We start from the raw sequence: 26,217 nt of genomic DNA, 5'->3' as shown, positions 1-26,217 counted from the left end.
ATTTGTAACATAGCGGAATGGCCGTCGCGGGTGAAGCCCTAACGGCGCCGTATTCATAGTCACCTACCTGAGGTAAGCATGAGCGAAGAAAAGGACGCCCCTACATCCAAACGACCCAACGTGGTCATCATCATTGCGGACGATATGGGTTACGGGGATCTGTCTTGCTACGGCAGCAAGCTTGTAGAAACCAAGCACATCGATAGCATCGCTAAAAAAGGCGTAAGGTTGACCGCCGGATACGCCTCCGCTCCGCTGTGCAGCCCCTCGCGCGCGGGCTTGATTACCGGGCGTTACCAGCAGCGCTTTGGGTTCGAGCAGCAGGTTTCATCTGGAGCGTTCCCTGAGCGGCACCCTGTTCGAAACGCTGATGGTTCACTTGCGGAACTACAGGGTGAGGCGGAGTTTTTGCGACGAGGAATCCCTAAGTCGGAAAAAAACATCGCCGAGCTCTTCAAGGCAGCTGGCTATAAAACCGGTGCGATCGGGAAGTGGCACTTGGGACACGGAGCAGAATTCCTCCCGCAGAATCGCGGTTTTGATCACTCGGTAGTGTTTTACGGCAATACCAGCCTGCAATCTACAAATCCTGACGATCCAGACATGTTCAGTCTCAAGGTCGACTTTCACGACGAAATACCGGACACCGCCTGGACACGGGAGGGGCTGAATGAAATTCGCGAAAACGGCGAAATTATCGATATCGACCAGTACCTGTTGTTCTACTTCCGAGACCGGGCAGAGCAGTACATCAACGAGAACAAGGATGAACCCTTCCTCCTGTATTTCGCAATGAATTCGCCGGTACCTCCGCTTCAGGTACCTCGCCACTACTTCGATTCATTGAAGGAAACGATCCCTAACATCGCCGTGCGTGGCTACAACGCCCTCTTGCTGGCGCAGGATGACGCCGTAGGGGCGATTTTGGAAACGCTTCGAAGAAATGGGCTTGAGGACGACACCATCGTGGTGTTTGTGAGTGACAATGGCACGGCCACGAGCCGCCCGGGCAGCAATGCTCCTTTCTCTGGGGGCAAGTTCTCTACGTGGGAAGGGGGCATTCGCATGCCATACGTCATGCAGTGGCCAGGCCAGATTCCAGCTGGCCTCATTTTCTCTAAGCCAGCTTCTACATTGGACATTCTGCCGACGGTAGCAGCTGGGTGCGGAGTCTCGACTGAACGCTCGCAGCCCCTCGATGGCGTAGATTTGTTGCCGTATTTCAAAGGTAATGTCGAGGATGCGCCCCATGAGGCCCTTTTCTGGAAACTTGATGGCTATTCTGCAGTAAGGGTTGGTAAGTGGAAGCTCTATCTTGAGACGCTCGAGGAGGTCGCGATGTTGTTCGACCTCGAAGCAGATCCACAGGAGCTGAACGACCAATCAGCAGAGCAGCCTGAGGTTTTCGAGGCCCTCAAAGCGCGCTATGAGGCATGGGAAGCCAGTTTGCCGCCCAGAGCTTGGACAAACTATTACGGGGGTTTCCGTCGCAAGGTAGGTTTACAGGGGCGTTGAGTTATGAAGGCTAACACACTATAAAGGCTAGTTTGACCGATATGAGTCTGACAATGACTGCTAACCATGAAATCCTCAATGAGCTGCAAGGCCTTAATCTTGCTGAGTTCTTGCCACACCGGTTGGCTGTCTTGTCCAGGCTCGCGCAATCGCTCCTTGCCTCCGAGCTTGCCCAATTCGACATGTCTATCTCTCACTGGCGAATTTTCCTTTGCTTAGCGAAGAACGGGCCGTCAACTGTCAATGGAATCGCGGATTTCACCAAGATTTCTCAGTCAGCGTTGAGTCGCGCTATTTCGAAACTTGATGAGCGTGGATTCGTTTGCAAAACTAAGAATCCGGAGGATCGCAGGCTGGCCGCGATATCTATCACAGAAGAAGGGTTGCGTCAGCTGAACTTAGCAATCGCGACTATCACCGCGACTTGGGATTCTTTGCTCGTCGAGCGGGGCGTTAATAAAGGTGCTTTTCTCGATACGGTCAACGACATAATTGTTCGCCTCGGTGGCGACTAGATCGGGAACTATAGTAAGCACTTAATTTTTTAATCTTGCCGCTGGCCGATAGGTCGGTGGCTTTCGTTCGCCCGGAATTTGTTTGGCGAGCGGCATCGTTGGAACTCACATGTACCGTACCTTCCAATCTTTAACACGTTGCCTGCTTGTGTTTCCTTTGCTTGCGCAAGCTGCATCTGCCGATACGTTCGATGACAGTAAGCTAGTATTGGACTTTAGAAATTTCTACATGAATCGAAATTTCGTAAATGATAAGGCGCCAATATCAAAACAGTATAGCTGGTCGCAAGGTGTGCTCGGAAAATTCTCATCGGGATACACTGACACTCCCGTTTCGCTTGGGTTTGATCTCAATGCTCAGTATGCACTTCGCCTTGACTCTTCGGGGAATGATGGCTCATTACCGTTTGGCAATGATTCAAAGAAGACCACGCCGAGTTATGGTAGGGCCGGTGCGACGCTCAAACTTAGGTACAATCAGACTGATGCTTGGATAGGTGATCAGCAGCCCAATTATCCAATCATGGGTAGTGAGACATCTCGACAATTGCCGTCAGTGGCGCAAGGTGCTGTGGTGCAGAACCGCGACCTGGAAGGTCTGACACTCACTGGAGGGCGCTTCTGGTCTCAAGTAACCCGAGAGTCCTCAGAGCACGCAGAACTATATTTGATGAATCAAAGCAAAGGAAGTGCGAGTGATGATGGGCTGGATTTCTTCGGCGTTGACTACGATGTAAGCCAAAATTTCAGACTCAGCCACTGGCAATCTGTTTTGCATGATATTTATAAGCAGCGTTATGTGGGGGGGCAGACTCGGACACACTTTGGTGAGGGGAAGGTGCTGGGCTTTGACGTCCGACTCAACGATTTTCGCGCGGATGGAGATCGTCGAGTTGGGGATATCGATAATAGGAACTATGGTGTCGGGCTAAGCCTTACCCAGGGAAACCATCTGATTGGAGCAACGTATCAGAGGATGTTGGGACAAACGGGATACCCTTTACTCAGCGGTAACACAGATGTCACTGCTTTGGTAGGGTGGTCTTCACTCGGCTTCATCCGACCCAATGAGCACTCTTGGTCAATTCGTCATGTCTACAATATGGCTGGAATTGGCCTGCCTGGAGGTCGGTTTTTTACCCGCTTTAGCAAGGGCACGCAGATTGATCGCGGAGCTGGCTTAGCGAGGGACAAAGAGACGGAAACTGATTTTATTGCTGATTATGTATTTCAGACGGGGGCCTTGAAGAACCTCGCGATACAGCTTCGCTACATACCGATTAGACAAAAGTATGGATCGGATGCTGATACTATTCGCTTTAATGTCAATTATTCCTGGCATGTTTTTTGATGGAGCACGGCTTGATACGCTCTCTGAGGCAGCAGGAGTCGAATACACTTTTGACCAATGGCCATTGAAATCTTTGTCTACCGCAGGATGGCGAGCGACATCTATCGGCTGTTGACGTGCCTAAGATCCTGGTTTAGATGCTCCAGCCTTAATGACCGCACGACCGATGCTAACTCGTTGGGTATTTCCATTGTGACTGCCAGGGCGTCAAGCGTCGGGGCAGGATCATCGTAAACGACACCTTCCAGCCTCACCGTTGCGGCACTGAATCGAGTATCGAACTAAAGACGGTCTGCTAATTGTCTCGCAACATTTTGATCACTTTGGAAGAGCCGGTCAGGGGGACGGCCCGCTAGTGCCCTGAGCGCTTAATTCATTAGCTTATTTTTTATCACGCTCAGCTTTGCCATATGTACGGAGCTGATGATGGCCGCTGCCGTCTTGCTCCACTTGAATGGCTTGGCCGAGTGCTCGTTATGAGCAGTAATGAACTGGCGAATCGCGACTTTTAGGTCAGCAACACTGGTGAAGACACCTCGATACAGCGCCCGTCTCTCCAGTTGTGAAAACCAGCACTCCACCGCGTTCAACCAAGACGCACTGGTCGGTGTGAAGTGCAACTTGAAGCGTGGATGCTTTTCCAGCCATGCCTTGACTGCAGCGGTTTTGTGGGTCGAGCTGTTGTCCAGGATCACATGGAGATCCAGCTCGGCAGGTGTGTTGTTATCAATCTGCCGGAGAAAATCCAGAAACTCCTTGGCCCGGTGCCGCTGGGTTATCCGGCCCATTACTTCACCGGTCATGATGTCGAACGCGGCGTATAGGCTCGCCGTGCCATGGCGCTTGTAATCATGGGTGCACCGCTCAATCTGTCCGGGCCGAAGTTGCAGCATTGGCTGAGTACGATCCAGCGCCTGGATCTGAGTTTTCTCGTCAACCGAAAGCACCATGGCATTGTCCGGAGGTCTGAGGTAGAGCCCGACGACATCAATGACCTTCTCTGCGAAGTTCGGATCGTTACTGATCTTGAATGTCTTTAATCGGTGCGGTTTGAGATCGGAGGCAGCCCAGATTTGCCGGACTTGCCAGGTGGTAACGCGCGCGTACTTGGCCATCAACCGGACGCTCCAATGCGTTGCTTCTTTCGGCACCCGGTGAGTGGTCAGGGTCAGGATTTCCTTGATTTTCTCAGCACCCAGTTTCAAGGGCTGACCGCTACGCGGCAGGTCGCTCAGGCCGTCGATACCCGACTCCAGGTAGCGTTTTCGCCACTTGAACACCGTTGGTGTCGTGATCTGTAACTGATCACAGATGGCCAAGGGCGTCACCCCTTGAGCAAGCAAAAGTAGTATCCGCGCCCGCTGAGCGAGGCACTGCTCCAGCGTACTCATGCGTAACCAACCTTGAAGCGTGATGACGTCGGCGGGTTGCAGTGCAAAAGGAGCAATGGGTCGAGGCATGCGTATAACCAGCTCGGGTAAGGGCCGCACAGTATACCGTTGCGCGTTAGAAAACGAACTACCCGCTCACGACACTAGGAGGGCTGCCTGCTGTATTTTCGTGGCCAGATACGATGACTTCGACCCGGAGTCATGAGCCCTTCGTCCTTAGGCTTCTGGATAGCGACAGCCTGTTGATCTAAGCAAATCGCTTACTGTGCCCCGGGAGATGGCGCACTCTCCGTGGGGCCTTTTCAGCCCGATTTTCTTACTTATATGCGACATTACGGTCAAAAAGGCGACGACTTTAACCTTCACCCCCTATAAAATTTTTTTGCGGGACGGAGTTGTTATATTTGAAGGCAAACAAAAAAGCAGCGCATTTTGCCCCACCGATTTTTCCCAGAAAAAACTCGATTTCTGACGCCTTTGCTGTTGCTGCTGCTCTGCTTCGAATCGTGTTGAACTGACCTTCTCCATGCCCCCCAGTGGGGGGCATTGGGGGAGTCGCCCTTTTGGCCGAAGGCCACTGCTTTTGACTTTGGGTTCAAAAATTTTCTTTGAGTAACAAAAAATGAGTGAAGCTCACTGATACCTAATGGGGATAGCTACGTCTGGCGTATGCATGCCTAGGAATGTGACGGCTGACATTAAAGATTGGTAGCTCATGCGACAGCATTCTGCTGGGGGCGAGTGGGGTGCTGAGCTGTGCAGTATCAAACCATCGATGAGTGCCAAGCTGCTCAGCGTTGACGCGGATGCATGCTCAGCAGATTCGTTGAGAGAGAGGTCGTCTGTTGACCAGACGTGGGCCGTCTGATGCAGCGATGGCAGCCCTGATTACATTCGTTGTCGAGTAGATACTAAGCCTTACGCCGATTGCTACAACTCCTCGGGCGCTACAAAGGATCAGTGATGTACGTCGAAAAGAGCTTCACTCCTCAGCAGCTATTCGAGATGGTCTGGGCACGACCGGTTTTGATAATCGCCAAGGAAATTGGCGTATCTGATGTAGGCCTGTCGAAGGCCTGCCGCAAGGCCGGGATCACATTGCCTGCCCGCGGCCACTGGGCTAAGCCAGAGTCGAAAAGGCCCCGGCGTCCAAAACCGCCAGTCTCCACTATACCCATCACGTTCCATGTTCTGGATATCCCAAAATCTGAGAAACCTAAGCCCCAGAGCCCAGTCAAAGACCTCGGCACGTTAATCGTTCCAACGGAATTGGTAGACCCGCATCCGTTGGTGAGCAAATGGCTCGCTGCAGCGAAGAAAGCCAAGGAGCTCAACGGCGCGCTAGTAGTAGAGAAGTCGCGGGTTTTGAGTTCCCACATTTCTTCGACGGAAATTGGCCGGTGCGCGATTCTGTTCGACAGCCTGATCAGGGCGAGTGAGGCCGTGGGCTACACGTGGGGTGTAAATGACAATGGAAGCTTCGTACGCCTGGACGGTGAGGATTTACTGATCACGATACAAGAGCGGATTAAACGATACGATATCCCTCCGCCGCCCCCCAAACCTTTCAAGCCTGGTCAGAGGGGGGAGCCTGATTTCACATCTATGAGAGCAGCCCGCTTTGGCTGGGAACCTACTGGCGTGCTATCCCTCATCGTGGATGCACGATCAGAGGTTTTGATCCAAAAAACTTGGACGGACAGTAAGACCGGTAAGCTTGAATCGAAGCTTGGTCAGATATTGACAGGATTTGTTCGAATTGCTGCCTCTGTGAAAACCCGAAGGTCATCTGACGAAACCAATCGGTGTCGTTGGGCCGAAGAGGAGCGGGTAAGGAGAGAGAAGATTGATCAGCAGCGTCGTCAGGAAAAGCTGCGTCAAAATTTAATGATAAACCTGGAGAATTGGGAGCGAGCTCAGCGACTGCGCGCGTTTATTCAGGCGACGATGGATGCGTCACCGCAGGACGAAGCATCTCAAATGGCACTGGCTATTTGGGTTAGCTGGGCTACGCAAAAAATCGAGCTGCTCGATCCTCTAAAAGTAGATATTCAGAAGGTTGTCGACTTGTCTGTGGATTTGCCAAATTCTGAATATGGTTACTGGAGCAGTGGCAAGAAGCCCGAGGATTGGTGGCCCTGATTTTCATTTGGATTTGAACTTAACCTGCGTTAAGATTCTCTACAGATCACTCATCACATTTTGGAGTATTTACATGTCCCGTCTGGCGGAATTCAGACAGCTCGAGCAAAAACTCGCCGCACAATTAGCCGAATTGGAGGCCATGAAAGGTAGCAGTGAGCTTCAGAACGAGATCGAGTTTGAAACCAAATTGCGCGATTTGCTTGCAAAGTATGGTTACAGTCTGAGAGATATCATCAACCTGCTGGATCCGCAGGCTGGTCGCCGTGCTGCCCCGGTAGCTGCAGAGAGGGCTCCTCGCCGTGCCCGTCAGGTCAAGCAGTACAAAAACCCGCATAACGGGGAAATCATCGAAACAAAAGGCGGCAACCACAAGCTTCTGAAAGAGTGGAAAGCTGAATACGGTTCTGACGAAGTCGAGAGCTGGGTGTCGTAATTTGTCGCGTGCACTGGCGGTAAGCTAAAAAACGGCCTTAGGGCCGTTTTTTGTTCGTGCCAGTTCTTACTTGAGAGGTTGGATTTGACATCTTCACAAGCGTCCTTAACCTAGCCTGTGCGCTTTGAACGTACTGTGAAGTGGCAAGGTCTTTCTTGAATTTATGCTTTGAACTCCGCAGGCCTAGCCAAACGAACGAATAGCAGGCACTGTGGTAATACCATTCAGCGCCTACAAAAGCGCTGTGCCTACACAGAGTCAAGGATGAGCTGTGACTACCCCTGAAAGCGTTTTCTTTCTACCTGGAGCCTCTGGCAACATCCAGTTCTGGCATCCGGTTGCTGAAAGACTCAGATCAACAATACCCACACACCACATGGGATGGCCTGGCTTCGGCAACACAGCGCCCAGCCCGAAAATCACTAGCCTGAAGCATCTTGCATCGTTGGCATTGGACGAAATCGATAGACCCACGGCATTGGTAGCCCAATCCATGGGGGGAGTCGTAGCCATCCATATGGCCCTTGAGCGGCCTGAGTTGATTACCCATCTGACCTTAGCTGTCACTTCGGGCGGAATGGACGTTTCTGCAATGGGTGCCGAGGACTGGCGGACAGAGTTCGAAACTGACTACCCGAACGTACCACGCTGGTTTCTGGATGACCGAACCGATCTCACGGCTCGCCTGCATGAGCTACGCATGCCGGTATTGCTCCTATGGGGTGGCTCAGATCCCATAAGCCCATTACGGGTCGGGCAGTTGTTAGCACAACGCATCCCTGGCGCTCGGTTGAAAGTTTTTCCCGAGGCTGCTCATGATCTAGGGCGTATGCATGCTAGAGAGGTCGCGAACCTGATTGATGAACACCATGGCTTTTGAGGTGTATCGAGTCGCTTTCAAGCAAGCTCCGTGAATCAGGCATTGGAATTTGCTATGCGGCGATGTGCCAAAGACCGTATCGAGCTGGCCTGAGCCCTCTGTGAGCTCAGGCCAGCTCAAGCGATTACTCCATTTGGGCGAGAAGTGCTTTAGCCACACCTTCAGAGCTTGCTGGGTTCTGACCTGTAACCAACTTGCCGTCTTCGACGATGAATGGAGCCCAATCTGGGCCCTTCTCATAATGGCCCCCCAGGCGCTGAAACTCATCTTCGATCAGGAATGGCACCACGTCGGTCAACTCCACGGCGGCTTCTTCGCCGTTGGTGAAACCCGTTACCCGTCGGCCTTTGATCAACGGGGATCCGTCACTACCTTTAACATGGCGAAGTGCACCAGGCGCGTGGCATACGAACCCGATGGGCTTGCCGGCGCGTTCGAATGATTCGATCAGGTTGACAGAGGTTTTCGACTCTGCGAGATCCCACAGAGGGCCATGCCCACCTGGATAGAATACTGTGTCAAAGTCTTCCGCACTGACCGTATCGAGCTTGATGGTTGCTGACAATGCCTTCTGGGCGGCTAGGTCAGCATTGAACCGGCGCGTCATGTCGGTTTGGAAATCAGGCAGTTCACTTTTCGGATCGAGTGGCGGTTGCCCACCCGCTGGGGATGCCAGCACAACCTCGGCACCTGCGTCTTTGAAGACGTAGTAAGGTGCAGCGAACTCCTCCAGCCAGAAGCCCGTTTTCAGGCCGGTGTCGCCCAGTTGATCGTGCGATGTAAGGACTATCAAAACTTTCATTTCACTATCCTCTCGATCAGAAATCCTGAGATGTTGGACGCAGGACAATTTCATTGATGTCCACATCCGCCGGTTGTTCGATGGCAAATGCGATGGCTCGCGCTACAGACTCTGCAGGAATTGCGTTCTTGTAGAAGTCAGCCACCGCCTGTGCACTGGCTTCGTGACCACTACCGAATTTCAGCTCGGAATCGACCGCGCCTGGCTCGATGGTGGTGGTACGGATGTTCTTCCCTACCTCATGGCGCAAACCTTCCGAGATCGCCCGGACTGCGTATTTCGTACCGCTGTAGACCGAACCGCCAGGGCTAAAGACCTTGATGCCCGCAACAGACGAGACGTTGATGAAGTGACCCGACCCTTGCTTTTCAAACAGGGGTAGGGCGGCAGCAATGCCATACATCACCCCCTTGATGTTGATGTCGATCATCCGATCCCATTCATCAACCCGCAGTTCAGAAATAGGCGCGATCGCCATTAGGCCAGCATTGTTGATCATCACATCCAAACGGCCAAACGTGTCCACTGCGTGTTGCACGAGGGAAATCAAGTCCTCACGACGTGTGACGTCCACCACGAGCGCCGTGGCTTTTCCACCGCTGGCTTCGATTTCTGCAGCAATTGCTTTGAGGCGATCTTCGCGTCGTGCAGCCAACACGACCAAAGCGCCCTTGCTGGCCAAGTGGCGAGCAGTGGTCTCACCCAGGCCGCTGCTTGCACCCGTGATGACGACGACCTTTCCTTCGATACCTTTGCTCATTTCAGAAGCCTCATTAGGTGGAGATGACACCGATTATGAGTTGTCAAATCATCACAGAGAATGGAATATTCAGGATTTTAAAATTCCAAAATATGGAACAATAACGTGCTGAATCGGCTTGAGATGGTGAGGGTTTTTTTGGCGGTCGTTGATTGTTCATCCTTTCGCGAAGCTGCGAATCACCTAGGAACATCGCCTCAGAAAGTTACCCGGGCGGTGCAGGAGTTTGAACGACTCATGGGCGAGTCGCTGTTCCACCGCAGCACGCGACAGATGAGAATCACAGATTTCGGAAGGGAGCTCGCGCAAGAAGCGAGGGCGGCAATAGAAGGCTTTGACCAGCTCTTCTCTAGAGCGGATCGCGGTGATGGGCAAGAGATCATGGGGCGAGTGGGACTGACTGCACCGCATGCGATCGGCAAGCTCTACCTAGCCCGTTTCCTGGCTGAGTTACGTCGGCAGTATCCGAAACTGAGCATCGACCTAACTCTGGACGATGAGCTAACGGATTCGGTGGCATCCAAAATCGATATCGGGATTCGAGTGGGTACTGTCCGCGATCGTCGATTCATCGCGAGGACGGTGGCAAGCGTTCCGTTGCTTGTCGTGGCCGCACCTGAGCTCATAGCCAGTGCTGGAGCGCCATTGAGTCTTATGGAGCTGAAGACCATGCCTCTATCGCTGCTTCAGGATCGTAGATCCGGACGCGGTTGGCCGTGGATTTTTCCCAACGAGGAGAGCTTCATTCCCGAGCAACCTGGCTTCACATGCGATGACCCGGAAACTGAGTTGGAAATGGTGCTGCAGGGGGGCGTGTTTGCTCAAATGCCTCTTTACTTGGCTGAGCCTCATTTGTCGCAAGGCACCCTCGTTGAGGTGATGTCAGATCATGCTCCGCAACCACTCGATCTGGTTCTCTACCGGACGCGCCCAGGGCCTGCGCCGCGGAGAGTAAGGTTGGTCTATGACTTCTTACTGGAAAAGCTCAGTGATCAACGTCTATTTCCAGGGGGAGCACCTACGGTTGGGCATGTGCCGTAGCAATAAACCGGTGTAGTGGTGCGTTCGAGAACGTGAAAAGGCTGACATTCCGGCAAGCCGCGTGGCATTGGGTAGTCTCAGATCACTGCAGGTGCAGAAAAATGGAGAGGGGTTGATGGCGGGTGCTCCTGCTGTTTTCAGTTCAGCCACTTCTCCGCTTCCCCCAGAAAATGCATGACTGCTCGCGATCGTTCGTCCACTCGAGTGATGAGCGACAATTCGCTCTGCATGTCTGGCTGACTCAGTTCCAGAGTGCGGATGCCCGGCATGCTCAATTGTGTAAGGGTCTCAGGAAGAATACTGATCCCGATGCCAGCGGCTATCAGGCCAGGAATGCTCATCAAGGACGGCACATACATGATGTTAGAGGGGTGCAACTGGTACTGACGGCATAGCTGGAGAGTGTGTGAGGTGAGGCCTATCCCAGCAGGGTCTTCCAGAAAGATGAATTTCTCTTGTCGGAGAGATGCCAAGTCACCATTGAAGTCCTGTGCCAATGGATGATTGTCAGGGGCCAGCAATACCAACCTGGAGAGGCTAAAACAGTGTGTAGAGGTGAGCTTCTCGGTGATGCAAAGCGCTCACTCATCGAACTGGCTTATGGGAGAAGTGAGTCTTTGACTCAGGGCTGCCAACATGCTCGACAGTGACTCAGCCATACCGGTCGATCTCCTATCAAGTGAGTTATATCAACACCGCTGCTGCTAAAAGGGCTGGAGTTCGATCATGTGCTCATACCGGATGCTGCTCATTTTCTGACCGAGCGCTTCGCCTCGGCCAAGCTCTTTTACGTTGCGATTTCGCGAGCTAGACACCACTGGTGATTGTCTCTTCAAACCCTATCTTGCAATTTCCTAGGCCAGTGCTTTAAGCCAACCCCTAGGAGAAAAAAGCATGGCGCAATTAGGGGGGCTGGTTGACTAGTTGGACGGCCATAGAATTTTTGCCAATACCGCTTGCTGCACAACCCTCGGAGTCAGTGCCAGTGCCTCTGCACGGTCGACTTCGGACGCCCCTGTAAAGATCGTTTCTCACCGGAGCGATGTAGTGCAGCCAGCGCCTCTGGGAGGCGTTGGAATTGCGACGGTTACGGGTCAGGTGTAAGTCGAGAGCAGAGCTCGCAAGAAATCTTGCCTGCGGTGAACGCTGCTGAGGATTGTGTAGTCGCGTTCTCCGTCGTGGGAGAGATGACCTGCGCCTGAACGAGCCACGCTATGCGTCGCTGCCGAACATCATGAAGGCCAGGAAGAAGCCGCTGGAGACCGTCAAGCCTGACGATCTGGGCGTTTCCCTCGTTTCGACCCAAGACCGTGAAAGTTGAAGCGCTGGCTGCCCGCAGCGCTGGCATCAAGGTCAAATCGGTGGCCGAACTGGTCGAGAAGCTGAAGAACGAAGCGAAGGTGATCTAAATGACTATCTTGGTTGTCGCTGAATACGAGAATGGTGCCGTAGCCCGGCCACCCTGAACACTGTTGCCGCTGCCGCCAAGATCGGTGGTGATGTGCACGTCCTGGTCGTTGGCCAGAACGTCGGTGGCATCGCCGAATCCGCCGCCAGGATCGCAAGCGTGGCCAAGGTGCTGGTTGCCATAACGCTGTCTACACCCACGCTCTGCCAGAAAACGTAGCGCCGCTGCTGGTCGAGTTGGCCAAGAGTTACAGCCACGTGCTGGCCCCGGTCACTACCAACAGCAAGAACATCTTGCCACGCGTTGCCGCGCTGCGGGACGTCGACCAGATCTCCGAAATCATCTCGGTAGAATCTGCAGACACCTTCAAACGCCCGATTTATGCCGGTAACACCATTGCCACCGTGCAATGGAGCGCTACGGTCAAGGTCATAACTGTGCGCACCACCGGCTTCGACGCAATAGGCGCTGAAGGTGGCTCGGCGACTGTTGAAACCGTCTGCTCTACGCACAGTGCGGGTATCTCAATCTTCGTCGGTGAAGCGCTGGCCAAGTCCGACCGCCCGAAGTTGACCGCTGCGAGGGTCGTTGTATCCGGTGGCCGCGGCTTGGGCAACGGTGACAACTTCAAGCACCTGTACAGCCTGGCCGACAAGCTCGGCGCTGCCGTCGGTGCCTCGCGCGCTGCGGTCGACGCAGGCTTTGTGCCGAACGATACGCAGGTCGGCAAGACCGGCAAGATCGTTGCGCCACAGCTGTATATCGCCGTCGGTATTTCCGGCGCGATCCAGCACTTGGCCGGCATGAAGGACTCCAAGGTGATCGTTGCGATCAACAAGGACGAAGAAGCGCCGATCTTCCAGGTAGCCGACTACGGCCTAGTCGCTGACTTGTTCGAAGCGGTTCCTGAGCTGGAAAAGCTGGCCTGATCGGCCTGCAGCCGTACACGTAACCCGGGCTCTTGCAACAAGGCCTGGGTTTTAGCAGCACAATCTAAGATGATCGATTTTGGTCTCAGCCATGCCAGCACTTACTCATTATACCTCACTAACTACGAATCATTACGCCTTGAATAGCTTGTCATTCGCTTGTCCAGCAACGTTTGGCTTATACTAGATGAGTGGCGCCTGGTAATTCGGTCAGGTAAATCTTCAATGGATAGAATGTGGAATGACTTCACTCCACCAATACTGCCACCTGAGGGTATTCCTTGCACTCGAATCGATACATACCCGTTAAGGAGCCCATCGGTTGATAGCCAGTTCACAAATTTGGGATCTGTATTCGATAGCACGTAAGTGTAAGTGCCATCGGGGTTTGACACTGCCTGTGCTCCATTCAGGCTGCCTGTTTTATTGATGTAATTCCGAGAACGAGCCCACGGATCCATAACTTGAGTACCGATATAATTGGCTGATCCAGGATCTACTGTGATGACTAAAACCTCATCTTCAACGAGTGTAAAGCGCCGATTGACGACCCATCCCCAGCCCCCAGTTCGCAGCAGGAGTTCAGGTATCTCACCGTCGATCACAGGTTGAATGCTGCTGAGAATAGGAAGCCAGTAGTCAACGAACTCTGGAACAAGCGCCTCAGCATCTTTTGTAAGTTTGTCAAATGCTCTCCTCGGCTGAAGTGAAGGGCCAGAGACCCGCCGAATGCTTAAGCGGTTGGGTGATTGCTTAGCCCAGTCAGACAGGACATCCCTAATCATGAGGTATTTTGCATCGGCGGTACTCTGTATGTGGTTAGCTCTTCCATTTGCAGGCTGATTGTCGATGGTTATCTCAAAAAAACCATCGAATCCTACTAGAACTTCATGGTTAGCTAACATCGCAATATGATTCTCTCCAGTCATGCCCTTCCAACTGCTGGTGAGCTCAAAAAGATACTGTGATGGTGGTGCGCTTCCTAATTTCCCAGTAATTAGGTACTGACTATGACTATCAATTGCAACGATGCGATAAACGTTGTCGGGGTTGTCAACAATGTATCGTGCGCCTGGCCAATCCCTTCTGGGAGGGCTCTCATGTAGCATTATATTAGGCCGCTGTGGGTCGTCTGCGGCCAAGTACGAGATAGCCCCCATTGCTAACTCGCGAACTGCTGAAGGTAGCGTCTTTTGAGCGTCAGCTGTTTGGGCCAGTGGCAATGAGCCAAGTTGTTTTTCCAGCTTTTCGATAGTTGCTTGGATGTTTGGCGAATTGAACAGGCGCAAGCATAAATTTTCTAGCTCTTTATTTTCTTTCGTAAGCAGCGCGGAGGAGAACAATTCCGCTTGTGGCTTCAAATCATTCAATGATTGAAGTGTATTAGGTGTTGGGAGGTGGGTCGAAGATCTATCTTGGCTCATTTATGCCTCATTTATCTAAGATAGTTGAGCATTGGATTGCGCTGTGAGTATTCTTAGTCGAGTGTGTCAACGGGCTGCGTTGGGAGCAGACAATCCCCGGTCAAGGAGGCCGCAGGGCGGCCTCTAATTCTGGTGTTCTAGATATTTATTCTATTCGCTTCGTCAGAAGTCATACCGCGCTGTTGCGCCCAAAGTTCGGGGTGTGCCCAAGAATCCTGAATAGCCACCATTGATTTCATTGAAAAATGTAGTGTAGTAGGTCTTGTCGAAGGCGTTTTTGACCCACAATGATAAATCCCATTGGCCTTGCCCCCAGTTACCTCGTAATCCTGTTGAAAAATTGGCTACGCCATATGCGGGGATTTTCGCATAAGATGAATCCTCTACGGTGCCTACAGCTTTAGAGCGATAAGCGTAGCTACCTGTGACATATGGCACTAGGTTATCGCCCCAATGCCATTCATACACGCTGTTGATGTTGGCGATCCATTTTGAAGCGCCTACTACTTGATTACCGCTGAGATCACAAGATGCTGGGGCTCCGGGTTGATAGGCTACCTCGGGAGGGCAAGGGGCATCTTTATAAGAAAGATAGCGTACATCGTTATAAGAGCCATTGACGTTTATCGTCAGGCCACGTAGCGGGATGAGCGTGGCTTCTAATTCTGCCCCGCGAGACCTAACTGAACCAGCATTGGTTAAATACTGGACACGATTAGCTTCGTCATACCCAGTGGTCTGATAACCATTGACTCGAGTCCAGAACAAGTTGCCGTTCAGTTGGAGGCGGTTGTCAAGTAAAGTACTTTTGATGCCCAATTCAAGGTTGTTCGCACGCTCGCTGCCGATCTCTAATGACTCTGCCCCTGCTGTAGGCGCGGTGCCGACAGAAAGGTTAACACCACCGGATTTTTCGCCGTGCGAAAGTGTCACATAACCGAGAAGATCTTCGTTGAAGATATAGCTTAAGCTTAATAGTCCAGATGGACTGAAACTATATTGATTTAAACTCCCAGATTCATACGCTCCGAACCGAGCGTTTCGGGATACTAATGCAGCGCCTGAAACTGGCTCGCCGCCAATTGATGGGCTACGATTGACCCAGGCGTCTTTCTCTTCGTACGTACCCCGCAAGCCCGCGGTGAAGTCCAATTTTGGCGTAAGGTGCCATGTCCCTTGGCTGAACAGCGCGAAGCTGTTGGTTTCAATATGCCCCTTGCCAAGGCTTTGAACGTTCGATAGAGCGCCAGTTGGAGTTCCATTCCATAGGTCGGCCAGAGGGCCATTACTGATTTTAGTTTCATTGTCTAAATCAGATCCGAAATAGTAGGCTCCCAGAACGTAATCAAATGTGCCACCAATAGGAGAAGCCAGCCTGAACTCTTGTGACCATTGTTTATCCTGAACCGACACGCCACTGTTGTTAGTGACTGGTACATTTAACGTGTCATCGTTACGAGGGCTGAAATCCCACCATCGGTAAGCGCTGACGGATGTAAGAGTGAAGTCACTAGATAGCTTCCAATTCGCCTCTGCCGATAGCCCACCTTGGTGCACTGTAACGCGCTGAACTCCATCTATATTGACTCTGCGCTTGCGTCCATCAACTAGTGTGGCGCCGACGGCAGCAGCTCGGGATTCAAAGCGGTTGACGCCATTAATAGTTGGGCCCGTGCTGTAGAGTGGATGTGTGCCGGCGCTAGAAGACTCCTCATTGTAGTCGCCTATGATGCGTAAACTGAAGTCTTCACTAGGTTTGTATAGTAATTGACCTTTAAACCCCTCTCGAGAACCGCCATTGAGGTCATGGCCATTATATTCATTTTTCAGGTCACCATCGCTGCGACTTCGGTACGCCGAAAAGCGTCCGGCCATCACTTCGGAAATAGGCCCGGAAATAGTCCCTTTTGTCTGGAAGAAACCATCCTCTCCGAATGAAGTTTCGATGCTCCGCTCAGGTGTAAAGCTCGGCAACCGAGTGCTAATATTGACTACCCCAGCGGTTGTGTTCTTGCCGAACAGAGTACCCTGTGGGCCGCGCAGTACTTCAAGCTGTTCGATGTCCATTAGGTCAAACACTGCCATCCCTGGCCTTCCTAAATAGACATTATCAATGTACAATCCGGCGCTTCCTTCTAACCCATCGCTACCGGGGTTGTTGCCTAGTCCGCGAATTGATACGCTTGACTGCCTAGCATGCATGTAGGCCACGTTTAGACTAGGTGTCAACTGCTGAAGATCTTGTATGCGGTAAACTCGCTGGTTCTCTAACGCCTGTCCGCTTATAACACTCATCGTAGCCGGTACATCCTGAGCACTTTCCTCGCGACGGCGGGCAGTTACCGTCACTGCTTTCAGGCGTGTATTATCCAACGTTGCATCGCTTGCCGCTTCGGGCTCTTTGCTAGCGGGATCCTCCGAAGCATGTGCTGGTGAGCAGGCGATGTAGCTTGCTAGCAATAAAGTCGCTGGTAAGGTTTTAAGCGGAAAAATTGGTTTCGTGGAAATACGCGATAAATAAGTCATTGAAGTTCCTTGGGACGTAATCACACCCATTACCCAAGCCATCTCGAATTTTTCGACTCGAATTTGGGGGCTTGGTTAATTTGTTGTGATAAATCTGCGTCTATGTTAGTTGTTTCTTTTTTATTGGGATGGCGCCATAAAGCTGCGTGGGGTGCTAGCTACATGCTTATCTGTTTCCACTCGCAGGCAATACTAAAAAAGTTGAAAGTTAGGGTGAGCGAAATATCGTTATGGCTCTGATCGTCTAACCGTGACCATTCCTCGAGAACAAGCGCTTTAGACTCGAGTGATGGTGTGTTTCCTGGTCGAGCGAGTCACGCCTTCCACTCGACGTTACTATTCTCATTGCAGCACCTACGCCCCTTGACACTCGGTGGTCGGTATAGCTGTAGTTGGTGTGTTTGAAAATTTTGGTAGTACTGCTCAAGGACGAGCCTCCAGGCTTGGTCGGTTCTACACGCGGCGAAGTTAGGCTCATATGCCTTTATGATCTAAACAAAGATCTAAAGCTTTGTTGACGGCATAAGAGTCAGCATTTAAAACCTCTGTCTGGCTTAGGGCCAATACTTTCGACCTATTTTTTAGATGCCGGGAACGCATATGGATTTACGCCAGCTTCGCTACTTCATCGCTCTTAACGAACATCGCAGCTTCGTACGGGGAGCTGACGCCATGGGAATCACACAACCAGCCTTCAGTCGCAGTATCCAGGGATTGGAACAGGAATTTGGTTGCGTATTGATAGATCGTGGCAGCAAAGATCTGCGTCCGACGCCGGAGGGTCATGTAGTATTACACCATGCACTCAATATACTAAAAGACGCTAATCAGTTAACCCGAGAAGTAGCTCAAATGACGAAGCTCGATGCCGGTGAGCTTCACTTTGGTTGTGGCCCTGCTCCGGCGGTGAAACTAGTTCCGGACGCCGTAGCGGGATTTGCGGCAGCTTATCCGGGTGTCCGAGTCAGATTCGAAACTTCTAACTGGGAAAAACTAAGTCGTAGTTTGAATCGAGAGGAGATTGAGTTTTTTGTTGCCGATATTCGCCATTTCGAGTCAGATCCTAATTTTCATACTCAGCCACTCACACCACGACGCGGAGTGTTTTTTTGCAGGCCGGGACACCCATTGTTATCCAAGACTAACTTGTCTCCTGACGATATTTTCGATTATCCGTTAGCAAGTGCGATGTTGCCTCCAGGAGCCCGTAAACGCCTTGCTGCAACCAGTGGCCGTTTGGATTTCGCTCTAGCGATACAAACCGATGATTTCAGTAGCCTGGCTAAGATTGTACGGAACACTGATGCGGTCGGCATGAGCACGGAGGAACACTATGAGCAAGATATTCTTCCTGGATCGTTGGTGCGTCTGCGTTTCCGCAATTTTCCGGGCGAACAACCTGGTGGCTCAGCAATTTTCGGGATTATTAGTCGTGCAGGCTTCCGCCTATCTCCTGCGGCGCGAGCGATGATTGATATAATTGTTGGGCTAGATAAGTCGCACTGTGCTGCTTGAAATAGGTTAAAACATGCTTAAATTTTTTGCTGTATGGATGTTTGCAATAAGCTATTGTTGTTGCGCTCCGTCTATGTGTGAGGGTTCTAAAATTCAAAGTACCGTTTAGCATTTTTAATAATGCTGGTGAGCTATTTTGATATCTTATTTATCCTAAAGCGTCTATGTCCTTATTTAGGAATACGTTTTTTGTTATAAAATTCAATGTTTGACTATGGTTGCTGGGGTCGCTGCTTGACGTTTTAGAATGCTCATGCATATTTCTCGTATATATCTCGTTTTGTAGAAAATATGCGCAGAGCGATGCCTCAAGTCGTATTAAATTTTATGAGGCGGTGCAGTTATGCATGTGTGGCATAGAAAATATTCGGATAAAGCATTGGCGGTTTTTGCAGAAGACGGTACTAATGACGTCTTTTAACTCAAAGACCAGTTCACATGTTTAATAGTAAGTTGATGCGAGTATTTGATCGCTGGTTTGTAACCTACACGCCAACCTTCGGAGAGTCGAATGCTTGGTGACCGAACCCTTTCTGTGTCACCTCGTTGGCATCCATGGTGGATTGTTTTTACTGTCCGTCTGAGCGGCGCCTATGTGCCATTGCTCATCTTCGCGCTGTGGTGGATCGCTGCCCGAGACCACCTGATGAGTGCGCAAATTCTTCCGTCGCCGGGGGGGGTTTGGCTAACCGCACTAGAATTAGGCCGCGGGGAAATCTGGCAAAATATTGCAGTGAGCCTTCTACGTCTGGGGCTCGGCCTGCTGGCAGGCATTAGCTTCGGCGCGCTGCTCGGTGCTTGCCTAGGCGCCAGTTCGAGACTGCAGAATCTGGTGCTCCCGACCTTCAGCGCATTGGCGCAGATTCCGACGCTGGCATGGATTCCACTGTTTATGGTTTTCTTCGGAATCGGTGAGTTACTAAAACTCATGGTGCTTATCAAAGCCGTTGTGGTTCCGATCACGCTACACACTCTTGTAGGCGTACGCGATGCTCAACCAGGCTTGCGGGAGGCCGCTGCGGTGTTGCGTCTGCCTAAATTGATGCTCATCCGTCGGTTGATCATCCCCGCCGCAATGCCATCATTCATGGCTGGAGTGCGTTTGGCGCTCTCTGCGGGCTGGTCATCCTTGCTGGCAGTGGAGCTATTGGCATCGAGTGAGGGCATCGGTTACCTAATGGTCTGGGCTCGGCAGTTGTTTATGCTCGACATCGTATTTGTATGCATCGCTGTGATTGGCTTGATTGGAGTGGTTTTGGATCTGTTGATTGGCTGGGTTGATCAGAAAACAGTTCACTGGCCACATCCACCGACCTCACGGCTCAAGCGCTTTCACCGCCCTGGCGGTCGGCAGAGTCTTACAGCTTTGTATCTGCCCCTGACACTGTTGGTATTGTGGCAAACCGCGTACCAGCTCCATTGGGTTGATCGGGAGATATTGGTATCGCCCTTGCGAGTCTTGGGAACTCTCTTTGCAGGCATGCTCGATGCCAGTTTGCTGCACGCCATTTCCTCCAGTCTTACCCGAGCACTTATGGGCTTGCTCATCGGGGGCTTTTTTGGATTAGCCGCGGGCCTGCTTCTAGGGTTATCCCGGCCTGCTGAGCGACTATTTGGCCCAAGTTTGGGAGCCCTAAGGCAAATCGCGATCTTCGCTTGGGTTCCACTGCTAACTGCTTGGTTCGGATTAGGCGAGTCGGCGAAGTGGGTGTTCGTATCATTCGCGGCGTTTTTTCCATTATATATCGCCACTCATCGGAGCGTCGCTAGCCAGTCAGAGCAATTGAATGAGGTCGCGCTAGTGCTAGGGCTGAACCTGCAGCAACGCCTCAGGAAATTTGTGTTGCCCGGCGCTGCGCCCGGCATCTGCAGTGGATTGCGTCTGAGTCTGATTTATTCTTGGCTAGGAGCAATCGGCTCCGAATACTTCATGCCGTCGAATGGTGGTATTGGTAGCCTAATGATTGGGGCGCAACAACTAATGGATATGGACAAGATTATGGCTGCGATGCTGCTGGTTGGGATCACTGGCGGGATGATCAACCACCTCGGGCACCGTATAGAGGCGCGTGTCACGCGCTGGAGGCAAGCATGACTCATCCAATCGTTAGCTTTACTAATGTTGGAAAAGCTTTCAATATCGACGGAGGAATATTCCAGGCGATCAATGATTTTAACTTGGAAGTTTCAGAAGGTGAGTTCATTGCAGTCGTGGGCGCCAGTGGGTGCGGTAAATCTACTCTATTACGTCTATTGGTTGGTTTGGAGACTGACTATAGCGGTGATATACGCGTGGATGGGAGGAGAGTTGAAGTAGTTGGTGCGGGTTGCGGCATGGTGTTTCAAGAGCATCGGCTTTTTCCATGGCTGACAGTGGAGGGTAATGTCGGCTTGGGGTTAGTAAATGATGGCTCTACTAACGAGCAGAAAAAGCGGAAAGTAATGGAGTTTATCGACCTGGTAGGTCTTAGCGAGTTTTCTCGTGCCTATCCGCATCAATTGTCCGGCGGAATGGCCCAAAGGGTGGCTATCGCTCGAGGTCTAGTGGGGAGCCCACGCATCTTGCTGTTGGATGAGCCTTTCGGCGCGCTGGACGCGCTCATTCGTCAGCAAATGCAAAATGAGCTGCTTCAGATTCGTGAACAGTCCAAGATCACGACTGTGATGGTCACTCATGACGCGGAAGAAGCAATCTTTCTCGCCGATCGAATTGTTGTGATGGCTCCTCGTCCAGGACGTATCAAGCGTATCATCAAAGTTAACCTGCCTCGACCACGTAGTCGTAGTCAGTACGAGTTTCATTTGCTGCGTGAAGAGCTTTTGCATGAGCTGACAAGTGATGAGCTCTATGTGTTGCCTAATAAAAACAGTATCAACGGTATTGATTCCGCTCTCATTGCGCAGTAAATATTCAGCCTGCTGTGATGTCACGAGCAAGGCGAGGTTTTTTGCTTGTATCTAACTCATCTGGCTTTAAATATTTCAGGATGCTCTTCATTAACCTGGCGGTGTGCAAGGTGAGGTTTCGGGCGTGCAGTTGTTAAAACAGCAATTTTCCGGGCAGCGGCGTATCCTCTGCCCACATCTTCGTCAACGTATTCAATGCCGAATCGTTCAGGGAGGTTCATATCGACCTGGAGCGTGCCGCACTGCCAGTCCCGGCCAATCGCGTCGCGCAAAACGAACTCAAGCTTGGGCCCGTAGAAGGCACCTTCACCAGGATTGACCTGATAGACGAGGTTCATTTCTTCGAGAGAGTGGATGAGCGCACCCTCGAGTTGATCCCAAGTGGCGTCACTGCCGATTCGGTTGGCAGGGCGAGTAGACAGCTTGATGCGCACTTCCTCGAAGCCAAACTGGCGATAGATGTCCAGAACTAAAGCCACGACGGATCGGCACTCCTCGTTCATCTGTTCAGGAGCGCAGAAAATGTGCGCGTCGTCCTGGGTAAAGTGACGAACCCGAAGCAATCCATGGAGAGAGCCGGAAGGTTCATACCGATGGACTTTACCGAATTCGCCCATGCGAATCGGCAAGTCGCGATAGCTCTTGAGGCCGTGTCGATAGAGGAGGGTGCCGCCTGGGCAATTCATCGGCTTGAGAGCTAGGGCGCGACCATCTTCGGTTTCTCATTGCATATGACCGAATTGAGAAAATTGCAGGTAGCATCGATGGTGTTAACGCCTCCGTCGAAATTGATGCGCAGGGTCGCTGGCTTGTGCCAGGAATGATCGACGACCAGGTGCACTTTCGTGAGCCTGGCGCTGCTCACAAGGCAACCATGGCGAATAAGTCCCGAGCCGCCGTTGCGGGTGGGATTACCAGCTTTATGGACATGCCCGATACCAATCCGGCTACCTTGTCCCTCGCCGCGCTTCAAGATAAGAAAGCCCGAGCCGCTGCTTCGTCAGTCGCAAACTTCGGCTTTCACTTTGGAGTCAGCAAGGACAATCTGGATGTAGTCGCCAGTCTTGACCCGCAGCAGGTCGCAGGTGTGAAGGTGTTCATGGGCGCGTCGACGGCAGACATGCTCCTTGACGATCCTCGAGTACTGGAGCGGCTGTTTGCCAATGTACCTACTATCTTGCTCGCGCACTGTGAGCATACGCCTACAATCTTGGCCAACGAGGCTCATTACCGCGAGCAGTTTGGTGATTTCATCCCGCCGGCAATGCACCCGGTAATTCGAGATGCGGACGCTTGTTTCCGCTCATCAAGCTTGGCAGTGGAGCTTGCCAACAAGTTCAACACACGCCTGCATGTGCTGCATTTGACCACGGCTATGGAGCTGAAATTATTCGAGCCTGGCCCTCTTGCGAACAAATTGATCACTGCAGAGGTCTGCGCACATCACTTGCTATTCGATGACCGTGATTACGCAAGCCTTGGCAATCTCATCAAATGCAACCCCGCCATCAAAACCCGAGAGGATCGTGATGCCCTGCGCCAAGCTCTCCTGTATGATCGCATAGATGTAATCGGTACTGATCATGCCCCACATACGTTGGCAGAGAAGCAGAGGGCGTATGCTTCTGCGCCGTTTGGATTACCCCTGGTTCAGCATGCGCTTCCTGCGTTGTTTGAGCTGGTGGAAGAAGGTGTTCTGCCGATTACTCAACTGGTGCAAAAGACGAGTCATGCGGTTGCGGACTTGTTCGCGATCCAGGAGCGCGGATATCTGCGAGAGGGGTACTGGGCAGACCTCGCTCTTGTAGAGCGTTTAGAGGAACCACGACCAGTCGCCCATGACCCGATCCTTGCTCACTGTCAGTGGACACCGTTAAAAAATCACCAGTTGCGGCACCGAGTAATGACGACTGTAGTTTCTGGCCAACTGGCCTGGCATGGCGGATGCGTTAATGAGAGCTGCCAAGGCCTGCCTTTGGCCTTCGGTGCGCAGCGATCCTGACAACTCAAAATTATCGAGCGAGAGTGACCGACATGACGGAACAAGAGCAGCTTTCTCTGCCAGCTGACGATTACATGGACGCCGCGCAACAGGGGTTCTTCCGAGAGCTGCAGTGGCAATTGCGCCTGCTTGAGCGGGAGAAGAAGCTATTGGACAAGATTGACGAAGCCTTGGAGAGGATCTCGCGAGGAGAGTATGGATGGTGCGAAGAGACGGGAGAGCCCATTGGATTGCGACGTTTGCTTCTGCGGCCAACTGCGAAGTTGAGCGTTGAAGCCAAGGAGTGGCAGGAAAGGAAAGAGCGGCATGTGCGGGAAGACTAGGCTGGTTAGTAGTTGACCCAACAAGATACTTTAAACATATGGGGATCGATTCCTTGCCTAAGGCGGCTCGATTGCTATTTTAACATTATGAGTGCTAAAGCTTCCGCTAGGAGTACAGCTAAGCTTGGTTATAGTTTTTTGAGGGCGCTCTGCCTCACTCCTTTCTATATACACGATAAGTGATGTGCGGAAAATAGCGCGCTCGTTGCAATCTCCTCATTTCGCTTTTGCATCACTTGCATGACCTACCCGGTGTGGCGTATTCATTGGCTTATGCCCTTGTGCATGGTGCTTAGCTATTTTTTCTGTTTGTAAAATTCAATATGTTCATTTAACGTGCCGCTATACATTGCTTAAGCATCATGCAGGTGGTTCAGGAAAAATATGAACAGACTTCTTCAGCTCGCTCTATTTACTTTGACATTGATGACTACATCAGCTTATGCGGCGAATAGTGCGCCTGCCACCATTCGAATTGCCGTTCCGGATGCAGGCGGAAGCGACAAGCATGCTGCCGGAGGCGTGATAGATGTAATCCGTGAGCAACACTTGCTCGAGAAAGCATTTGAGAAAGATAAAATAACTATTGAGTGGCGATTTTTTAAAGGTGCTGGCCCAGTCATCAATGAGGCACTAGCGAATGATCAAGTCGATATTGCATACATGGGCGACCTGGCGGCTATCGTTGGGAAAGCTGGTGGCCTGGATACTCGTGTGTTATCCGTAGGTGTGCGCGGGATAAAAAGCTATCTAGCCGTTCGGCCTGGCTCCGAGATTAAGCAGTTGAGTGATTTGAAAGGCAAGCGCATAGCTGTATTTAGAGGCACTGCTCTTCAGTTATCATTTGTTAGCGCTCTGGCCAGCCAAGGGCTCTCGGAGCGTGACGTAAAAGTAATCAACTTAGATCCGAATGCGGCGAATGCGGCATTGGCCGCAGGCCAAATTGATGGAACCTGGGGGCTTTCCAATTTGATAGTTCTGCAGCAACGCGGTTTGGCAGAGCTTCCTGTCAATTCAAAAGAATTGCAGAACGCTGGGAGTACTCAGATGATGCTTCTTGGCACTGGAAAATTTGTTCGCGACTATCCAGAGCTCGTGACGCGACTGCTCGAGGTTCAAAAGCAAGCTTCAGATTGGTTAAGAGATGAACGCAACAAAAAAACTTACATCGAATTATTTACAAAAAACTCTTCATGGCCGCCATATGTCTTGGAGACCGAGCTGGCAGATGAGGATCTAGCGACTTACTTTGACCCGCGGCTCGATGCAGATTTTGTTTCGGGATTACAAAAGAGTATCGAGCTAGCCTTTAGTGAGCGTTTAATACGTCGCCGCTTTGAGGCCCGCGACTGGGTAGAACCAAGCTACATGAACAAAGTAATGGCCGAGAAAGCCACGGCTAAAGTTAACCCATAAATTCAGCCATAGTTGGGTGGTGTATGAGCGAAAAATCATTGAGTAGTTCTGAATATCAAAACGGGATAGAAATTATCCCAGTTGCTGGTCGTATTGGTGCTGAAGTTCGAGGGATTAAACTTTCCGGCAGCCTGGCAGCAGACGCAGTAGAGACTATCCAGGAAACGCTGGTTAAGTATAAGGTCATTTTCTTTCGCGGTCAGAATCATTTGGATGACCAAGAACAGGAGGCATTTGCTGAACTACTAGGCGAACCTGCTCGTCACCCTACGTTAGCTGCGGTAGGTGGCACTAAATATATGCTTGAGCTGGACGGCGATTCAGGCCGTCGTGCAGCGTCATGGCACACGGACGTAACCTTTATAGACGCTTACCCCAAAGCGTCTGTATTGCGCAGTATCATTTTACCTGAATCTGGCGGCGATACAGTTTGGGCGAATACCGCAAGCGCCTATGAAAACCTGCCAGCGCATCTCCGTGCCTTTGCCGATACGCTGTGGGCAATCCATACCAACGACTATGACTACATTCCTCCTACAGAAGGAATTAGGGATAAGCAAAGTAGTTTTTTGTCGACCATTTATGAGGCTGAGCATCCAGTAGTGCGAGTGCATCCGATCTCTGGCGAGCGGACACTGCAACTTGGTCATTTTGTTAAATATTTGAGAGGATATTCACTGGAAGATTCAAGGAAGCTAGTATCGCTGCTTCAGGGGCATGTAACTGCCCTAGAAAACACTGTGCGCTGGTGTTGGAGTCTGGGTGATGTAGCTATCTGGGATAATCGAGCAACCCAGCACTATGCGCTCAACGATTATGGTACGCAGCGGAGGCTGATGCGCCGCGTCACTTTAAAAGGTGAGGTGCCAGTGGCGGTGGATGGATCTCTGAGCCGATCAATACGCAAAGGCTGAATATCTCGCGATAAAGTTTG

20 protein-coding genes and 4 pseudogenes are annotated in these 26,217 nt (G+C 51.6%); 17 read left to right on the top strand and 7 right to left on the bottom strand.

The genetic code is table 11. From position 1 onward, the window contains the following. Nucleotides 1–78: 78 nt before the first annotated feature. From IAE36_RS02550 to IAE36_RS02540, 3 genes are all read left to right on the top strand, one after another. Nucleotides 79–1,515: a sulfatase-like hydrolase/transferase gene (locus IAE36_RS02550; protein ID WP_201162931.1), complete on the top strand. Its 1,437-nt coding sequence runs from the start codon at nt 79–81 to the stop codon at nt 1,513–1,515. A gap of 53 nt (nt 1,516–1,568) precedes the next feature. After that, entirely contained in the window at nt 1,569–2,030 is a 462-nt protein-coding gene (locus IAE36_RS02545) for a MarR family winged helix-turn-helix transcriptional regulator (protein WP_157973387.1), read from the top strand. A 109-nt stretch (nt 2,031–2,139) separates the two neighbouring features. Next, nucleotides 2,140–3,381, top strand: a complete 1,242-nt coding sequence (locus IAE36_RS02540; RefSeq protein WP_201198388.1) for an OprD family outer membrane porin — start codon at nt 2,140–2,142, stop codon at nt 3,379–3,381. A gap of 368 nt (nt 3,382–3,749) precedes the next feature. On the opposite strand, the gene IAE36_RS02535 is transcribed toward IAE36_RS02540, so the two are convergent. Further along, nucleotides 3,750–4,841, bottom strand: a complete 1,092-nt coding sequence (locus tag IAE36_RS02535; protein ID WP_201198390.1) for an IS630 family transposase — start codon at nt 4,839–4,841, stop codon at nt 3,750–3,752. 894 nt (nt 4,842–5,735) lie between these two features. Between IAE36_RS02535 and IAE36_RS02530 the strand changes: the two genes are divergently transcribed. From IAE36_RS02530 to IAE36_RS23885, 3 genes are all read left to right on the top strand, one after another. Then, complete coding sequence (locus IAE36_RS02530) at nt 5,736–6,914, top strand: hypothetical protein (protein ID WP_201198393.1); 1,179 nt, start codon at nt 5,736–5,738, stop codon at nt 6,912–6,914. Nucleotides 6,915–6,987: 73 nt separating this feature from the next. Next, the gene (locus IAE36_RS02525; protein WP_201198394.1) at nt 6,988–7,350 is read left to right on the top strand and encodes a histone-like nucleoid-structuring protein, MvaT/MvaU family; all 363 of its coding nucleotides are present in this window, start codon (nt 6,988–6,990) and stop codon (nt 7,348–7,350) included. Between the two features lie 271 nt (nt 7,351–7,621). Next, the gene (locus IAE36_RS23885; protein ID WP_201198395.1) at nt 7,622–8,230 is read left to right on the top strand and encodes an alpha/beta fold hydrolase; all 609 of its coding nucleotides are present in this window, start codon (nt 7,622–7,624) and stop codon (nt 8,228–8,230) included. A 124-nt stretch (nt 8,231–8,354) separates the two neighbouring features. Here IAE36_RS23885 and IAE36_RS02515 read toward each other — a convergent pair whose 3' ends face one another. Further along, nucleotides 8,355–9,032 (bottom strand): type 1 glutamine amidotransferase domain-containing protein, encoded by a 678-nt coding sequence (locus tag IAE36_RS02515; protein WP_201165522.1) that lies wholly within the window; start codon nt 9,030–9,032, stop codon nt 8,355–8,357. 16 nt (nt 9,033–9,048) lie between these two features. Next, complete coding sequence (locus IAE36_RS02510) at nt 9,049–9,792, bottom strand: SDR family oxidoreductase (RefSeq protein WP_201165519.1); 744 nt, start codon at nt 9,790–9,792, stop codon at nt 9,049–9,051. 123 nt (nt 9,793–9,915) lie between these two features. Between IAE36_RS02510 and IAE36_RS02505 the strand changes: the two genes are divergently transcribed. After that, nucleotides 9,916–10,833 carry a LysR family transcriptional regulator gene (locus tag IAE36_RS02505; protein WP_236408527.1) on the top strand — a complete coding sequence of 306 codons (918 nt, stop codon included), beginning with the start codon at nt 9,916–9,918 and terminating at the stop codon, nt 10,831–10,833. 137 nt (nt 10,834–10,970) lie between these two features. On the opposite strand, the gene IAE36_RS02500 is transcribed toward IAE36_RS02505, so the two are convergent. Continuing rightward, nucleotides 10,971–11,354 (bottom strand): LysR family substrate-binding domain-containing protein, encoded by a 384-nt coding sequence (locus IAE36_RS02500; RefSeq protein WP_236404152.1) that lies wholly within the window; start codon nt 11,352–11,354, stop codon nt 10,971–10,973. A 207-nt stretch (nt 11,355–11,561) separates the two neighbouring features. On the opposite strand from IAE36_RS02500, the gene IAE36_RS23585 reads away from it, so the two are divergent. The 3 genes and pseudogenes from IAE36_RS23585 to IAE36_RS02485 all read left to right on the top strand — a co-directional run bounded on the left by IAE36_RS23585 (nt 11,562) and on the right by IAE36_RS02485 (nt 13,170). Next, entirely contained in the window at nt 11,562–11,657 is a 96-nt protein-coding gene (locus tag IAE36_RS23585) for a hypothetical protein (protein ID WP_328804914.1), read from the top strand. Between the two features lie 365 nt (nt 11,658–12,022). After that, nucleotides 12,023–12,242: pseudogene (locus IAE36_RS02490) on the top strand (electron transfer flavoprotein subunit beta/FixA family protein); the annotation flags it as partial. Then, nucleotides 12,243–13,170 (top strand): annotated as a pseudogene (locus IAE36_RS02485) (electron transfer flavoprotein subunit alpha/FixB family protein). 122 nt (nt 13,171–13,292) lie between these two features. Here IAE36_RS02485 and IAE36_RS02480 read toward each other — a convergent pair. Together IAE36_RS02480 and IAE36_RS02475 are read right to left on the bottom strand one after the other, a co-directional pair. Beyond that, on the bottom strand, nt 13,293–14,594 hold the full coding sequence (locus IAE36_RS02480; protein WP_201198399.1) for a hypothetical protein: 1,302 nt from the start codon (nt 14,592–14,594) through the stop codon (nt 13,293–13,295). Between the two features lie 162 nt (nt 14,595–14,756). After that, on the bottom strand, nt 14,757–17,120 hold the full coding sequence (locus tag IAE36_RS02475; RefSeq protein WP_201198401.1) for a TonB-dependent receptor: 2,364 nt from the start codon (nt 17,118–17,120) through the stop codon (nt 14,757–14,759). Nucleotides 17,121–17,720: 600 nt separating this feature from the next. Between IAE36_RS02475 and IAE36_RS02470 the strand changes: the two genes are divergently transcribed. The 3 genes from IAE36_RS02470 to IAE36_RS02460 all read left to right on the top strand — a co-directional run bounded on the left by IAE36_RS02470 (nt 17,721) and on the right by IAE36_RS02460 (nt 21,542). Beyond that, nucleotides 17,721–18,635, top strand: coding sequence for a LysR family transcriptional regulator (locus IAE36_RS02470; RefSeq protein WP_201165511.1), 915 nt, complete (start codon nt 17,721–17,723; stop codon nt 18,633–18,635). Nucleotides 18,636–19,146: 511 nt separating this feature from the next. Next, a complete protein-coding gene (locus IAE36_RS02465) occupies nt 19,147–20,730 on the top strand; it encodes an ABC transporter permease (protein WP_201165509.1) in 1,584 nt (527 codons plus the stop codon). Beyond that, nucleotides 20,727–21,542, top strand: coding sequence for an ABC transporter ATP-binding protein (locus tag IAE36_RS02460; RefSeq protein WP_201198403.1), 816 nt, complete (start codon nt 20,727–20,729; stop codon nt 21,540–21,542). Before IAE36_RS02465 ends, IAE36_RS02460 begins: the two co-directional genes overlap by 4 nt. 179 nt (nt 21,543–21,721) lie before the next feature. On the opposite strand, the pseudogene IAE36_RS02455 reads toward IAE36_RS02460, so the two are convergent. Further along, nucleotides 21,722–22,261: pseudogene (locus IAE36_RS02455) on the bottom strand (aminoacyl--tRNA ligase-related protein); the annotation flags it as partial. A gap of 2 nt (nt 22,262–22,263) precedes the next feature. Here IAE36_RS02455 and IAE36_RS02450 point away from each other — a divergent pair. The 4 genes and pseudogenes from IAE36_RS02450 to IAE36_RS02435 form a co-directional block, all read left to right on the top strand. Further along, nucleotides 22,264–23,544: pseudogene (locus IAE36_RS02450) on the top strand (dihydroorotase); the annotation flags it as partial. 32 nt (nt 23,545–23,576) lie between these two features. Then, nucleotides 23,577–23,867, top strand: a complete 291-nt coding sequence (locus tag IAE36_RS02445) for a TraR/DksA C4-type zinc finger protein (protein WP_201164993.1) — start codon at nt 23,577–23,579, stop codon at nt 23,865–23,867. 384 nt (nt 23,868–24,251) lie between these two features. Then, nucleotides 24,252–25,283: an ABC transporter substrate-binding protein gene (locus IAE36_RS02440; RefSeq protein ID WP_201198405.1), complete on the top strand. Its 1,032-nt coding sequence runs from the start codon at nt 24,252–24,254 to the stop codon at nt 25,281–25,283. A gap of 23 nt (nt 25,284–25,306) precedes the next feature. Further along, on the top strand, nt 25,307–26,197 hold the full coding sequence (locus IAE36_RS02435; protein WP_201198407.1) for a TauD/TfdA dioxygenase family protein: 891 nt from the start codon (nt 25,307–25,309) through the stop codon (nt 26,195–26,197). Nucleotides 26,198–26,217: the final 20 nt, after the last annotated feature.

It is taken from the genome of Pseudomonas sp. S36 (assembly GCF_016647875.1).
Taxonomy (GTDB): Bacteria; Pseudomonadota; Gammaproteobacteria; order Pseudomonadales; family Pseudomonadaceae; genus Aquipseudomonas; species Aquipseudomonas parafulva.
The sequence above is the reverse complement of the archived record's forward strand: the minus strand, read 5'-3'. Positions and strand labels throughout refer to the sequence as shown.